At 58.3% G+C, this 14,181-nt stretch carries 11 protein-coding genes; 1 reads left to right on the top strand and 10 read right to left on the bottom strand.

All coding sequences use genetic code 11. The annotated features are described in order from the left end of the window. Positions 1-103 precede the first annotated feature (103 nt). A complete protein-coding gene (locus tag UB23_RS02530; RefSeq protein ID WP_045057766.1) occupies positions 104-340 on the top strand; it encodes a hypothetical protein in 237 nt (78 codons plus the stop codon). 77 nt (positions 341-417) lie between these two features. On the opposite strand, the gene UB23_RS02525 is transcribed toward UB23_RS02530, so the two are convergent. From UB23_RS02525 to sdhA, 10 genes are all read right to left on the bottom strand, one after another. Continuing rightward, positions 418-819, bottom strand: a complete 402-nt coding sequence (locus UB23_RS02525) for an MAPEG family protein (protein WP_045057765.1) — start codon at positions 817-819, stop codon at positions 418-420. Continuing rightward, positions 819-1,556, bottom strand: a complete 738-nt coding sequence (locus UB23_RS02520) for a DUF599 domain-containing protein (protein WP_045057764.1) — start codon at positions 1,554-1,556, stop codon at positions 819-821. Before UB23_RS02520 ends, UB23_RS02525 begins: the two co-directional genes overlap by 1 nt. Positions 1,557-1,840: 284 nt before the next feature. Continuing rightward, positions 1,841-3,154, bottom strand: coding sequence for a branched-chain amino acid transport system II carrier protein (brnQ, locus tag UB23_RS02515; RefSeq protein ID WP_045057763.1), 1,314 nt, complete (start codon positions 3,152-3,154; stop codon positions 1,841-1,843). 390 nt (positions 3,155-3,544) lie between these two features. Then, positions 3,545-4,426 carry a succinate--CoA ligase subunit alpha gene (gene sucD, locus UB23_RS02510; RefSeq protein WP_010166265.1) on the bottom strand — a complete coding sequence of 294 codons (882 nt, stop codon included), beginning with the start codon at positions 4,424-4,426 and terminating at the stop codon, positions 3,545-3,547. Then, a complete protein-coding gene (gene sucC / locus UB23_RS02505; RefSeq protein ID WP_045057762.1) occupies positions 4,426-5,592 on the bottom strand; it encodes an ADP-forming succinate--CoA ligase subunit beta in 1,167 nt (388 codons plus the stop codon). The genes sucD and sucC overlap by 1 nt, the downstream gene beginning before the upstream one ends. Positions 5,593-5,791: 199 nt before the next feature. Continuing rightward, positions 5,792-7,228: a dihydrolipoyl dehydrogenase gene (lpdA, locus tag UB23_RS02500; RefSeq protein ID WP_045057761.1), complete on the bottom strand. Its 1,437-nt coding sequence runs from the start codon at positions 7,226-7,228 to the stop codon at positions 5,792-5,794. 98 nt (positions 7,229-7,326) lie between these two features. Then, positions 7,327-8,553, bottom strand: a complete 1,227-nt coding sequence (gene odhB, locus UB23_RS02495; RefSeq protein ID WP_045057760.1) for a 2-oxoglutarate dehydrogenase complex dihydrolipoyllysine-residue succinyltransferase — start codon at positions 8,551-8,553, stop codon at positions 7,327-7,329. Positions 8,554-8,595: 42 nt separating this feature from the next. Next, positions 8,596-11,427 (bottom strand): 2-oxoglutarate dehydrogenase E1 component, encoded by a 2,832-nt coding sequence (locus UB23_RS02490; protein WP_045057759.1) that lies wholly within the window; start codon positions 11,425-11,427, stop codon positions 8,596-8,598. Positions 11,428-11,692: 265 nt separating this feature from the next. Continuing rightward, entirely contained in the window at positions 11,693-12,397 is a 705-nt protein-coding gene (locus UB23_RS02485) for a succinate dehydrogenase iron-sulfur subunit (RefSeq protein ID WP_045057758.1), read from the bottom strand. An 11-nt stretch (positions 12,398-12,408) separates the two neighbouring features. Beyond that, positions 12,409-14,181 carry a succinate dehydrogenase flavoprotein subunit gene (gene sdhA, locus UB23_RS02480; RefSeq protein WP_045057757.1) on the bottom strand — a complete coding sequence of 591 codons (1,773 nt, stop codon included), beginning with the start codon at positions 14,179-14,181 and terminating at the stop codon, positions 12,409-12,411.

Genomic DNA, 14,181 nt, shown 5'->3' with positions numbered 1-14,181 from the left:
AGATGTGTATAAGAGACAGATATATCTGTGTGATAGGAGGAACTTAACGCTGACGGCCATGCTCGAAAGGCCAGTAGATACTTTCCATAAGGAGAAACACCCCATGCAAAAGACTTTAGCTATTGCCTTGATGTTGACCGCTTCCCTTGGTCTCGCTGCTTGCGATAAAAAATCCGAGGACAAAGCTCAAGATGCTAACCAACATGCTGAGCAAGCTCAGCAAGACATGAACAAAGCACAGGATAAAGTGAACGACGCGGCCAAAGAAAACGCCGAAGCTGCCAAAGCTCAGGCCGAATCGAACGAAGCAGCAGCAAAAGAAGCAGCGCCTAAAAACTAAGACAGTTTTTAGCCTGCCAAAGAAAACCCGCCAAGTGCGGGTTTTCTTTTGCTTGTCATTTATGGCGCAAGCTGCAGTTAGAGCAAAATCGTTCTAAAAGTCGGACTAATCATCAACAGTAACGAACACACTAACCCGACGATCCACACCAGGCTGCGCTGCCAGGCCAGGTCTGCCCAGTAGCACAACAGGTAGATGACGCGGGCAATCACGAAGATGATCGCCAGCGAGTCAATCAGCCATCCCGCGGTTTGCGTGGTATGCGCCATCAAGACACCCACCGCAAAAAGAATGAAGGCCTCGATGCTGTTTTGATGCGCCGCCAATGCCCGTGCACCAAACCCGGTGAGTTGTGCCTGTTGCTGGCGTGGCAGGTGATTATTGTAGCCCCCCTGCTCTTTCATGGCCTTGGCCACCGGCATACGGGCCACGTAGATCAACAGCGCACTGATAAACACGCACCAGAACGGAATACTCATCAAACAGCCTCCTTGTTTGCGTCAGGCAACGGTGCCTCTGTAGGGGTATAGACCATCACATCAAGAACGTCGGAATGAAACTCCCGGCGATAGAGCACCAGCACCACGCCGGCACTCATCAACATGAACAGCCAGGGGCTGACAAACCAGGCCAGCATGGTCATGCCAAAGTAATAGGAACGCAGGCCGAAGTTGAACTGGTTGGCCGCCATGGAGATGACTCGTGCCGCCCGGGAGGCGAAAGCCTTGCGCTCCTGCTCGGAGACGTGACGCTCTCCCACCATTGGTGCCGAGCCAATCAGGATCGCCGCGAAGTTGTACTGGCGCATGCACCAGCTGAAGGTAAAGAACGCATAGACGAACACCAGTGCCAGGCACAGTAATTTGATCTCGGACATGCCCTGTGACGCCTGTTGCACCATGGGGATATCGGCCAGCAGCGAAACCGCCCGCTCCGACGCGCCGAGGACGGTCAGGATACCGGCGAGGATAATCAAGGTGCTGGAGGCAAAGAACGACGCGTTGCGCTCCAGGTTGCCGACCACACTGGCATCGGCGATACGGTTGTCGCGCAGCAGCATGCGGCGCATCCAGTCTTCCCGATACAGGTGCAGCACACTGGCCAGGCAGGCGGTGTCCCGGGCTTTCCACGAGGCGTATCGGGTGTAGCCGCCCCAGCAGATGACGAACCAGAGCGCGGCAAGAAGGTGGATCAGGTTGGCTTGGATGAACGACATGCGGGTCCTTGTGATGGAGTGGCCGGAACACCATACCTCTGTAGGAACGAGCTCGCTCGCGAAGAACCTGAGAGCAACGCGTTTATCCGGAAACACGCGCCATGGTTCGCGACCTTCGCCAGCAAGCTGGCTCCTGCAATGGGTATGCAATGGGTATGCAATGCTTCGACGTTAGCGCAGAAGAAAAGGCACCGCATCACCCCATAAAAAAATGCCCCGTATCGATTGATACGGGGCATTTCCATGTGGGCTCCAGCTCGCTTTTGACGGGCTGGCAAACCCGTTTAAGCCAGTGCTTCTTCGCGCTTGCCCAGCAGGCGGTCACACACCACCGCGACCACCAGGGTCATCACCGACGGCACCAGCCAGGCCAGGCCTTGCTCGCTCAGTGGCAGATGGGTCAGTTGGGTCGGCATCCAGTCCGCCAGGCCCGCACCCTTGAGGGCGTCGATCAGGCCGAAGATGAACGACACCAGCATCACCGGACCGACGATGCGGCCCTGCTCATGCCAGAAGTCCTTGCAGAAGCTCAGTGCGACCAAGGCGATGCACGGAGGATAGATCGCGGTCAGGACCGGGATCGAGAACGCGATCAGGTTGGTGAGGCCCAGGTTGGACACCAGCAGCGAGAACACGGCAAGGATGATCACCAGGGTCTTGTAGGACAGTGGCAACACGCGGCTGAAGTATTCAGCGCAGGCACAGGTCAGGCCGACCGCGGTCACCAGGCAGGCCAGCGAGATCAGCACCGCCAGGAAACCACTGCCCAGGGAGCCGAAGGTGTGCTGGACATAAGCGTGCAACACCGCCGCGCCATTGGTTGCGCCAGCGGCCACTTCATGGCTGCCGGAGCCCAGGCGGAACAGGCTGATATACACCAGCGCCAGGCCCACACCGGCAATGAGCCCGGCGATGATCGCATAGCGGGTGATCAAGGCAGGTGACTCGACACCACGGGAACGAATGGCATTGACGATGACGATGCCAAACACCAGTGCGCCCAGGGTATCCATGGTCAGGTAACCGTTGATGAAGCCTTGGGAGAACGGTGCCGCCACGTACTCAGGGGTGGCCACGCCGATATCACCGGCCGGCAGCGCGAACGCCGCTATACCGAGCGCCGCCAGGGCGATGATCTTCAGCGGTGCGAGGAAGCGGCCCACGGTGTCCAGCAGACGCCCCGGATACAGCGAGATGAAGAACACCAGCAGGAAGTACACCGAGCTGTAGAGGAACAGCGCCAGCGGGCTTTCGCCGGTCAACGGCGCCAGGCCAACTTCGAACGACACGGTGGCCGTGCGCGGCGTGGCGAACAGCGGACCCACGGCGAGGTAGCACGCGGCGGCCAGCAGGCCACCGGCAATTTTGCCGATCGGGCTGCTCAAGGCATCCATTGCGCCGCCGACCTTGGCCAGCGCGACCACAGTGATCACCGGCAGGCCGACCGCCGTGATCAGGAAACCCAACGCCGCCATCCAGACGTGCGGCCCGGACTGCAAACCGACGATAGGCGGGAAGATGATGTTGCCAGCCCCGACAAACAGGGCAAACGTCATAAAACCAAGTGCCAGAATGTCCTGGCCTTTCAACACTTTCATTAAGGAAATACCACACTACTGAATCGGAATTTAGAGAGGGATTTCCCTTGTGGGTGAGGGAAATGCTGTCGATCCGTATGGGACTGACCCGTTAAGCGCATGGCTGCCTTGTGGGCGGCGGACGCAAAATGGCGGCTAGACTAACGAATTTGTGCGGCAAACGCACTGTTAGGGGGCGAACTATCCGATACACGACATTTCCATGTCGCGTTTGCGTATGTAAAAGTCAAAGGATCGCAGCCTCGTTTCTCTCGGCAGCTCCTACAGTGGGAATGCAATCCCCTGTAGGAGGTGCCTAGGGAAACGAGGCTGCGATCCTCTGATCTTCACAAACGACAAAGGCCACCCGAAGGTGGCCTTTGCCTGTAGAGCGTCAGCTAAGCGCGAAGCTTACTTGACAGCCCAACCGGTCAGCTCGGACAGAGCCTTGCCGATGTCTGCCAGCGAACGCACGGTTTTCACGCCTGCGTCTTCCAGGGCAGCAAACTTCTCGTCTGCAGTGCCCTTGCCGCCAGAGATGATTGCGCCAGCATGGCCCATGCGCTTGCCCGCAGGGGCAGTCACACCAGCGATGTAGGAAACAACCGGCTTGGTCACGTGTGCCTTGATGTAGGCAGCCGCTTCTTCTTCAGCCGAACCGCCGATCTCACCGATCATGACGATCGCTTCGGTCTTCGGGTCTTCCTGGAACAGCTTCAGGATGTCGATGAAGTTCGAACCCGGGATCGGGTCACCACCGATGCCGACACAAGTCGACTGACCGAAACCGGCGTCAGTAGTCTGCTTGACCGCTTCGTAGGTCAGGGTGCCGGAACGGGAAACGATACCGACCTTGCCTGGCAAGTGAATGTGACCTGGCATGATGCCGATCTTGCATTCGCCTGGAGTGATCACGCCTGGGCAGTTAGGGCCGATCAGGGTAACACCCAGTTCGTCGCACTTAACTTTAGCGTCCAGCATGTCCAGGGTAGGAATGCCTTCGGTGATGCAGACGATCAGCTTGATGCCGCCGAAAGCAGCTTCCAGGATCGAGTCCTTGCAGAAAGGAGCTGGAACGTAGATCACGCTGGCGGTAGCGCCAGTGGCAGCTACAGCATCTTTCACGGTGTTGAACACTGGCAGACCCAGGTGCTCGGTGCCGCCTTTGCCCGGAGTTACGCCACCAACCATCTTGGTGCCGTATTCGATGGCTTGCTGGGTGTGGAAACTACCTTGCGAACCGGTAATACCCTGGCAGATAACTTTGGTGTCTTTATTGATCAGGACGCTCATTATTTGCCCTCCGCAGCTTTAACGACTTGTTGAGCAGCGTCGGTCAGGCTGGTAGCAGCGATGATGTTCAAACCGCTTTCTGCCAGTACTTTAGCGCCCAGCTCAGCGTTGTTGCCTTCAAGGCGAACAACAACCGGGATTTTCACGCCGACTTCTTTCACTGCACCGATGATGCCTTCGGCAATCATGTCGCAGCGAACGATGCCGCCGAAGATGTTGACCAGTACTGCAGCGACGTTAGTGTCGGACAGGATGATCTTGAACGCTTCGGTAACGCGTTCTTTGGTAGCACCGCCGCCCACGTCGAGGAAGTTGGCTGGTTTGCCGCCATGCAGGTTGACGATGTCCATGGTACCCATGGCCAGGCCAGCACCGTTGACCATGCAACCGATGTTGCCTTCCAGCGCTACGTAGTTCAGTTCGAACTTGGCAGCGTGCGCTTCGCGCGGATCGTCTTGCGACGGATCGTGGAAAGTCTTCAGCTTAGGCTGACGGTACATGGCGTTGGCGTCGATGTTGATCTTCGCGTCGAGGCAATGCAGATCGCCGTCAGCCTTGATCACCAGCGGGTTCACTTCCAGCAGGGCCAGATCGTGATCCTGGAACAGTTTGGCCAGACCAACGAAGATCTTGGCGAACTGGGCAACTTGCTTGCCTTCCAGACCCAGCTGGAAAGCCAGCTCACGACCCTGGAATGGCTGAGCGCCCACCAGTGGATCGATAGTGGCCTTGAGGATTTTCTCAGGAGTATCGTGAGCGATTTTCTCGATGTCCACGCCACCTTCGGTGGAAGCCATGAACACGATGCGACGGCTCGAACGGTCAACAACAGCGCCCAGGTACAGCTCTTTGGCGATGTCAGTGCACGATTCAACCAGGATCTTGGTGACTGGCTGACCGTTGGCATCAGTCTGGTAAGTCACCAGACGCTTGCCCAACCACTGTTGAGCGAATGCTTTGGCGTCTTCCTTGCTGCGAACCAGCTTTACGCCGCCCGCTTTACCGCGACCACCTGCGTGAACCTGGGCTTTGACAACCCATTCGGTCCCGCCGATCTTGTCGCACGCTTCTGCTGCTGCTTCCGGGGTGTCTACGGCGAAACCCTGGGATACTGGCAGGCCGTACTCAGCGAACAGCTGCTTACCCTGATACTCGTGAAGATTCATGCTTATTACCGTCTTCGTTAGGTACTGCGCATTCGGTGCTGCACTTGTTCAGTGCCGCACCACCTGTGACTGCTGCTTGCGTAGACGTTCCGGATAACCGGTGAGACTACGCAAGGCTGCGTCCGGCGGACATTCCGCGGTGAGTCTTGCACGCAAGGCTCACGACGGGCCCTCCGTCGTGGTTTCTTATTGTCTTGTCTTAACGCTTCTTGCGGTTGGCAATGTGGATGGCGCCGCCATTCACTGCCAGGGCTGCTTCGTGCAAGGCTTCGGACAGGGTCGGATGGGAGAAAACCATCATGCCCAGGTCTTCAGCGCTGGTGCCGAATTCCATACCGATCGCGCCTTGTTGAACCAGTTCTGCAGCGCTCGGGCCAATCACATGGACGCCCAACACGCGGTCAGTCTTGGCGTCGGCGATGACCTTGACGAAACCACCGGTATCGTTGGCTGCCATGGCACGGCCAGAGGCTGCAAACGGGAAGGTGCCGACGTTAACTTCAACGCCTTCAGCCTTCAAGACCTGCTCGGTTTTGCCAACCCACGCGATTTCCGGGTGAGTATAAATAACAGACGGGATCAGGTCATAGTTGATTTGGGCTTTGTGGCCCTTGATGCGCTCAACCACCATGATGCCTTCTTCGGACGCCTTGTGCGCCAGCATCATGCCGCGAACCACGTCGCCGATTGCGTAAACGCCCGGTACGCTGGTGGCGCACTGGTCGTCAACGAAAACGAAACCACGTTCGTCGATGTTCACACCGCTGTCAGCTGCCAGCAGCTCGGTGGTCACTGGACGGCGACCAACGGCAACGATCAGCTTGTCGAAGGTGATGTTCTGTTCGCCATTGGCATCGGTGTAGTTCACCACGACTTCGTCGCCGTTCACTTTCGAACCGGTGACGCGAGCGCCCAGCTTGATGTCCAGACCTTGTTTGGTCAGGGTCTTGAAGGCTTCCTTGGAAACGGCTTCGTCAGCCGCTGGCAGGAACTTCTCCAGTGCTTCCAGAACCACGACTTCGGAACCCAGACGCGACCAGACCGAACCCAGTTCCAGACCGATCACGCCAGCGCCGATAACGCCCAGACGTTTTGGAACCGATTGGAATTCCAGCGCGCCAGTCGAATCGACGATCACGTTCTGGTCAACCGGAGCCGGTGGAATGTCGATAGGACGCGAGCCGGATGCCAGGATCACGTTCTCGGCTTCGATGATTTCCACGGTGCCGTCTGGCTTGGTCAGCTCGACTTTCTTGCCGGCCAGCAGTTTGCCGTGGCCTTGCAGGGAAGTCACACCGTTGGCCTTGAACAGGGTGGCAACGCCAGAGGTCAGGCCTTTGACGATGTTGGCTTTACGGCCAACCATTGCTGCCACGTCCATGGTCACGCCAGCGTGATTGATACCGTGGATCGCGAAGCCTTCTTTGGCTTCCTTGTACTTCCAGGAGCTGTCCAGCAGCGCCTTGGATGGAATGCAGCCGACGTTCAGGCAAGTACCGCCCAGAGCCAGTTTGCCTTCCTTGTCGGTGTATTTCTCGATGCAGGCAGTCGAAAGACCCAGCTGCGCTGCCTTGATGGCAGCCACGTAGCCGCCAGGGCCCGCACCGATCACTACTACGTCAAATTTCTGCGACATTCAAAAAATCCTCTTTTGGCAACAAGCTTGAAGCCACAAGCCTCAAGCCAGGCTGCATATCCATGCAGCGCGTGGCTTGAGACCTGTGGCTGCTTCTATCAGATATCCAGCAGCAAACGAGCCGGGTCTTCCAGCAGGTTCTTGATGGTAACCAGGAAGGTCACAGCTTCTTTGCCATCGATCAGGCGGTGATCGTAGGACAGAGCCAGGTACATCATCGGACGGATAACGACCTGACCGTTGATCGCCATAGGACGCTGCAGAATGTTGTGCATGCCCAGGATGGCCGCTTGCGGCGGGTTGACGATCGGGGTCGACATCATCGAACCGAAGGTACCACCGTTGGTGATGGTGAAAGTGCCGCCGGTCATTTCGTCCATGGACAATTTGCCGTCACGCGCCTTCTTGCCGAAGGTGGCGATGCCGCCTTCGATTTCAGCCAGGCTCATCAGTTCGGCGTTACGCAGAACCGGAACCACCAGGCCGCGATCGCTGGAAACCGCTACACCAACGTCGGCATAGCCGTGGTAGACGATATCAGCACCGTCGATCGACGCGTTGACAGCCGGGAAGCGTTTCAGCGCTTCGGTGGCAGCCTTGACGAAGAACGACATGAAGCCCAGGCGTACGCCGTTGTGGCTCTTCTCGAACAGGTCCTTGTACTTCGAACGCAGGGCCATGACTTCAGTCATGTCGACTTCGTTGAAAGTGGTCAGCATCGCCATGTTCGACTGCGCTTCAACCAGGCGCTTGGCCACGGTAGCGCGAACGCGGGTCATCGGTACGCGTTTCTCGATGCGGTCGCCAGCGGCGAACACTGGCGCAGCGGCAGCAGGAGCTGCAGCCTTGGCAGGCGCGGCAGCCGGAGCGGATTTCTTGGCGGCAACAGCAGCCACCACGTCTTCCTTGGTCACACGACCGCCTTTGCCGGTGCCGGCAACGGAGGCGATGTTGATGCCGCTCTCTTCAGCCAGCTTGCGAGCAGCCGGTGCAGCAACAGGATCATCTTCGCCTTCGGCAGCAGGAGCAGCAGCGGCTTGGGCAGCGGCTGGAGCAGCAGCGGCAGCCGCTGGAGCGGCAGCGGCGCCACCTGCTTCGATCGAGCCCAGTACTTCGTCGGACAGAACGGTTTCGCCTTCGTTCTTGACGATTGCGCCCAGCACGCCGTCGGCAGTAGCCAACACTTCCAGCACAACCTTGTCGGTTTCGATGTCGACGATCAGGTCATCACGCTTTACAGCGTCGCCCGGTTGTTTGTGCCAGGTGGCAACGGTGCCATCGGCAACCGATTCCGGGAAAGTGGGGGCTTTGATTTCGATAGCCATTATCTGTGGGTCCTTAAATTCGGTTTCAGGTGCGCGAAGGCGTTAAACAGTAAAGGCGGCTTGCAGCAGTTTTTCCTGCTGCTCGGCGTGCATCGATGCATAACCACAAGCAGGTGCAGCGGAAGCATCACGACCGGCGTACTCGAGTACGAGTGCCTTGTTGTGATTGCCAACGATGCGGCGCATGTGGTGCTGGCTGCAGTACCAGGCACCCTGGTTCATCGGCTCTTCCTGACACCAAACGATATGTTTGAGGTTGGTGTACGGAGCCAGGACTTCGTTCAAGTCGTCCTCAGGGAATGGGTACAACTGCTCGATGCGCACGACGGCGATGTCGTCACGACCTTCGGCACGGCGTTTTTCCAGCAGGTCGTAGTAGACCTTGCCGCTACACAGAACAATGCGCTCGACCTTGGACGGGTCCAGTGCATCGATTTCCGGGATAACGGTCTGGAACGAACCTTCGGCCAGATCTTCCAGGGTCGATACGGCCAGTTTGTGACGCAGCAACGACTTTGGAGTCAGCACGATCAGCGGCTTGCGCAGCGGACGGATCACCTGGCGACGCAGCAAGTGGTAGATCTGGGCCGGCGTGGTCGGTACCGCAACCTGGATGTTGTGCTCGGCGCACAGCTGCAGGTAACGCTCCAGACGAGCCGAGGAGTGCTCCGGACCCTGACCTTCATAACCGTGCGGCAGCAACATGGTCAGACCGCAGAGACGGCCCCACTTGTGCTCGCCACTGGTGATGAACTGGTCGATAACCACCTGGGCACCGTTGGCGAAGTCGCCGAACTGGGCTTCCCAGATCACCAGCGCCTCAGGCGTGGTGGTCGAGTAACCGTATTCGAACGCCAGTACGGCTTCTTCGGACAGGAACGAATCGTACAGGTCGAAACGAGGCTGGCCCTTGTACAGGTTCTGCAGCGGGATGTAGGTGCCCGCGTCTTTCTGGTTGTGCAGCACAGCGTGACGGTGCGAGAACGTACCGCGACCGATGTCCTGACCCGTCATGCGAATCGGGTGACCTTCGAACGCCAGGGTCGCGTACGCCATGGTTTCGGCGTAACCCCAGTTGATCGGCAGGCCGCCGGCTTGCATTTTCTGACGGTCTTCGTAGATCTTCGAAACCTGGCGCTGAACCACAAAGCCTTCCGGAATTTCCAGCAGCTTGGCAGACAGTTCCTGCAAGGTCTTGAGGTCGAAACGAGTGTCGTGACGCGCGGTCCAGGCGTGGCCCAGATACGGACGCCAGTCCACGAACAACTCTTTGTTCGGCTCTTTGACCAGGCTTTTAACAACATGCAGGCCGTTGTCCAGCGCGTTGCGGTATTCGTCGACTTTCGCCTGAACACGCTCTGCGTCGAGCACACCGCCCTGGGTCAGGCGATCAGCGTACAGCTCACGGGTGGTGCGCTGCTTGGTGATCTGCTGATACATGATCGGCTGGGTGCCGCTAGGCTCGTCGGCCTCGTTGTGGCCGCGACGACGGTAGCAGACCAGGTCGATCACTACGTCACGCTTGAACTGCATGCGGTAGTCGATCGCCAGCTGGGTCACGAACAACACGGCTTCCGGATCATCGCCATTCACATGGAGGATCGGCGCCTGGATCATTTTCGCAACGTCGGTGGCGTACTCGGTGGAGCGCGAGTCCAGCGGGTTGCTGATGGTGAAACCAACCTGGTTGTTGATCACGATGTGCACGGTACCGCCGGTCTTGAAACCGCGGGTCTGCGACATCTGGAAGGTTTCCATCACCACGCCCTGACCGGCGAATGCCGCGTCACCGTGGATGGAGATCGGCAGCACTTTCTCGCCGGTAGGGTCGTTACGACGATCCTGACGGGCGCGCACCGAACCCTCGACCACTGGAGATACGATTTCCAGGTGGGACGGGTTGAATGCCATGGCCAGGTGAACTTCACCGCCGGTGGTCATGACGTTGGACGAGAAGCCCTGGTGATATTTAACGTCACCGGAACCCAGCTCGACCTTCTTCTTGCCTTCGAACTCGTCGAACAGCTCGCGCGGGTTCTTGCCGAAGGTGTTGACCAGCACGTTCAGACGGCCACGGTGGGCCATGCCGATAACGATTTCCTTGGTGCCGTAGGAACCGGAACGCTGGATCAGCTCGTCGAGCATCGGAATCAGGCTCTCGCCGCCTTCCAGGCCGAAACGCTTGGTACCCGGGTATTTGGTACCCAGGTATTTTTCCAGGCCTTCGCCGGCAGTGACACGCTCGAGCAGGTGGCTCTTGATGTCGGCGGAGTAAGTCGGACGGCCGCGTACGCTTTCCAGACGTTGCTGGAACCACTGGCGCTGCTCGGAATCGGTGATGTGCGTGAATTCAGCGCCGATGGTGCGGCAATATGTCTGCTGCAACGCTTCGTGAATTTCGCGTAGGCTCGCCTCCTCTTTGCCGATGAACAGGTCGCCGGCACGGAAGGTCGTATCAAGATCGGCATTGGTCAAGCCGTAATGATTGATCGACAGGTCTGCAGGTGCAGGACGCTGCCACAGCCCCAGCGGGTCAAGCTGGGCTGCCTGGTGGCCACGCATACGGTAGGCCTGGATCAATCGCAGCACTTCAACTTGCTTCTTCTCGTGCTCACTGCTCACGCTGCCGGCGGAAACCGGTTGGGCGCGGCGCTGGTTCTTTGCCAGCAAGACGAAATGATCGCGAATCGTGGAGTGCGAAACATCGGTGGCAGTGTTGCCATCAGCAGGCAACTTCTGGAAGTAGGTGCGCCACTCTTCTGGCACAGCGTTAGGGTCGTGCAGGTAGAGCTCGTAGAGCTCTTCCACATAGGCAGCGTTACTACCGGATAGGTAGGCGCTGTTCCACATGCGCTGCATCACGCTTTCTTGCATGCTTGGTCACCCTCGGTTAGGGGAACACCACCGGCGTCGACACCGAGCACGCTTGCAGAAGTCCGAATGCAGCGACTAAAACAAGCCACCTAGGATCACGCTGATAGTCCGGGTACCAGCCCGGATGCCCCTGCTTGTCTCATTTCTTCAAAATAAGAGCTGCAGCTTTTTGAGCTGCTGCTCAGGTTAAAACTACGGCGCCGGTTGAAGCCTGCGCCGTAGCATCTACGGGTACAGCGGTACTGCGCTTACAACAGCATCTGAATCACACGCCGCTTTGCAGCAGCATGTTACGGATGTGACCGATGGCCTTAGTCGGGTTCAGGCCTTTGGGACATACGTTGACGCAGTTCATGATCCCGCGGCAGCGGAATACGCTGAACGGGTCATCCAGCGAAGCCAGACGCTCGGACGTCTTGGTGTCACGGCTGTCTGCCAGGAAGCGGTACGCTTGCAGCAAAGCAGCTGGACCCAGGAACTTGTCCGGGTTCCACCAGAAGGACGGGCAAGAGGTCGAGCAGCAGGCGCACAGGATGCACTCGTACAGACCGTCGAGCTTTTCACGCTCTTCAGGGGACTGCAGACGCTCGATGGCCGGAGCCGGCGTGTCGTTCTGCAGGTAAGGCTTAACCTTCTCGTATTGCTTGTAGAAGATGCTCATATCGACGACCAGGTCACGGATAACCGGCAAACCTGGCAGCGGACGAACAACCAACTTGTTACCTTTTACGACAGCGGACAATGGCGTAACGCACGCCAGGCCGTTTTTGCCGTTGATGTTCATGCCGTCGGAACCGCAAACACCTTCACGGCAAGAGCGACGATAGGAGAAACCCTCGTCCTGCTCTTTGATCAGGGCCAGCACGTCCAGCACCATCAGGTCTTTACCACCGGTATCGACCTGGAATTCCTGCATGAACGGCGCGGCGTCCTGATCAGGGTTGTAACGATAAACGCTGACTTTCAACATGGCAGCCACCCTTAATAAGTCCGAATCTTAGGTTCAAAAGTCGGAACAGTTTTCGGCGAGAAGTTCACGGCACGCTTGGTTACGCGCTTGTCACCCGGGAAGTACAGGGTGTGGCACAGCCAGTTTTCGTCGTCGCGATCTTCGAAATCTTCACGGGCGTGAGCACCGCGGGACTCTTTACGCACTTCAGCAGCGATTGCAGTGGCTTCGGCCACTTCCAGCAGGTTCTGCAACTCCAGCGCTTCGATCCGCGCAGTATTGAACGCCTGCGACTTGTCGTTGATCTTGACGTTGGCGATGCGTGTACGCAGGTCGGCCAGCTGGGCAATCCCCTTCTGCATGTATTCGCCAGTACGGAATACACCGAAGTAGTTCTGCATGCAGCTTTGCAGCTCGCGACGCAGGGTTGCCACGTCTTCGCCATCGGTACGCTCGTTCAGGGCGGACAGACGCGACAGGGCTGCTTCGATATCGGCGTCGGTGGCGTCATCGTATTCGATGCCGTCGGTCAGCGCCTTTTCCAGGTGCAGGCCGGCCGCGCGACCGAATACCACCAGGTCGAGCAACGAGTTACCGCCCAGGCGGTTGGCACCGTGAACCGATACGCAAGCCACTTCGCCTACAGCGAACAGGCCATGAATGATCTCGTCCACGCCTTCAGCGTTCTGGGTGATCGCCTGACCATGAATGTTGGTCGGAACACCGCCCATCATATAGTGGCAAGTCGGAACAACCGGAACCGGGGCGACAACCGGATCAACGTGCGCGAAAGTCTTCGACAGTTCGCAGATGCCTGGCAGACGGCTGTGCAGCACTTCCTCGCCCAGGTGGTCGAGTTTGAGCATCACGTGGTCGCCATTCGGACCGCAACCGTTGCCGGCGATGATTTCTTTAACCATCGAACGGGCAACCACGTCACGACCGGCAAGGTCTTTCGCGTTCGGAGCATAACGCTCCATGAAACGCTCGCCGTGCTTGTTAATCAGGTATCCACCTTCACCACGGCAACCTTCGGTAACCAGTACACCGGCGCCGGCGATGCCGGTCGGGTGGAACTGCCACATTTCGATGTCTTGTACCGGAACGCCAGCACGCAGGGCCATGCCGACGCCGTCACCGGTGTTGATCAGGGCATTGGTGGTGGAGGCGTAGATACGACCGGCACCACCGGTCGCCAGGACGGTAGCCTTGGCACGGATGTAGCTGGTTTCGCCGGTTTCGATGCAGATGGCGATCACGCCGACGAATGCGCCGTCCTGGTTTTTAACCAGGTCAACCGCGTAGTACTCGTTCAGGAACGTGGTGCCGGCTTTCAGGTTGCCCTGATAAAGCGTGTGCAGCAGCGCGTGACCGGTACGGTCGGAAGCGGCGCACGTACGGGCAGCCTGCCCGCCTTTACCGTAATCCTTCGACTGACCGCCGAATGGACGCTGGTAGATACGGCCTTGCTCGGTACGGGAGAACGGCAGACCCATGTGGTCCAGCTCGAACACCGCGGCCGGGCCTTCCTGACACATGTATTCGATAGCGTCCTGGTCACCGATGTAGTCGGAACCCTTGACGGTATCGTACATGTGCCAGCGCCAGTCATCGTTTGGATCGGCAGAAGCGATGGCGCAAGTGATGCCACCCTGGGCCGAAACGGTGTGCGAACGGGTCGGGAACACCTTGGTGATCACGGCAGTCTTGTGACCGCCCTGGGCCAGTTGCAGCGCCGCGCGCATGCCGGCACCGCCACCACCAATAATGATGGCGTCGAATGAAATCGTTGGAATGTTAGCCAT

Source organism: Pseudomonas sp. ES3-33, assembly GCF_000952175.1.
Lineage (GTDB): Bacteria > Pseudomonadota > Gammaproteobacteria > Pseudomonadales > Pseudomonadaceae > Aquipseudomonas > Aquipseudomonas gregormendelii.
This window is presented reverse-complemented; position numbering and strand designations above follow the sequence as displayed.

What these genes read in the sequence shown, in the direction of transcription:
- UB23_RS02530 (WP_045057766.1), top strand. Translation starts at nt 104, where the DNA reads ATGCAAAAGACTTTAGCTATTGCCTTGATGTTGACCGCTTCCCTTGGT.
- UB23_RS02525 (WP_045057765.1), bottom strand. Translation starts at nt 819, where the DNA reads ATGAGTATTCCGTTCTGGTGCGTGTTTATCAGTGCGCTGTTGATCTAC.
- UB23_RS02520 (WP_045057764.1), bottom strand. Translation starts at nt 1,556, where the DNA reads ATGTCGTTCATCCAAGCCAACCTGATCCACCTTCTTGCCGCGCTCTGG.
- brnQ (WP_045057763.1), bottom strand. Translation starts at nt 3,154, where the DNA reads ATGAAAGTGTTGAAAGGCCAGGACATTCTGGCACTTGGTTTTATGACG.
- sucD (WP_010166265.1), bottom strand. Translation starts at nt 4,426, where the DNA reads ATGAGCGTCCTGATCAATAAAGACACCAAAGTTATCTGCCAGGGTATT.
- sucC (WP_045057762.1), bottom strand. Translation starts at nt 5,592, where the DNA reads ATGAATCTTCACGAGTATCAGGGTAAGCAGCTGTTCGCTGAGTACGGC.
- lpdA (WP_045057761.1), bottom strand. Translation starts at nt 7,228, where the DNA reads ATGTCGCAGAAATTTGACGTAGTAGTGATCGGTGCGGGCCCTGGCGGC.
- odhB (WP_045057760.1), bottom strand. Translation starts at nt 8,553, where the DNA reads ATGGCTATCGAAATCAAAGCCCCCACTTTCCCGGAATCGGTTGCCGAT.
- UB23_RS02490 (WP_045057759.1), bottom strand. Translation starts at nt 11,427, where the DNA reads ATGCAAGAAAGCGTGATGCAGCGCATGTGGAACAGCGCCTACCTATCC.
- UB23_RS02485 (WP_045057758.1), bottom strand. Translation starts at nt 12,397, where the DNA reads ATGTTGAAAGTCAGCGTTTATCGTTACAACCCTGATCAGGACGCCGCG.
- sdhA (WP_045057757.1), bottom strand. Translation starts at nt 14,181, where the DNA reads ATGGCTAACATTCCAACGATTTCATTCGACGCCATCATTATTGGTGGT.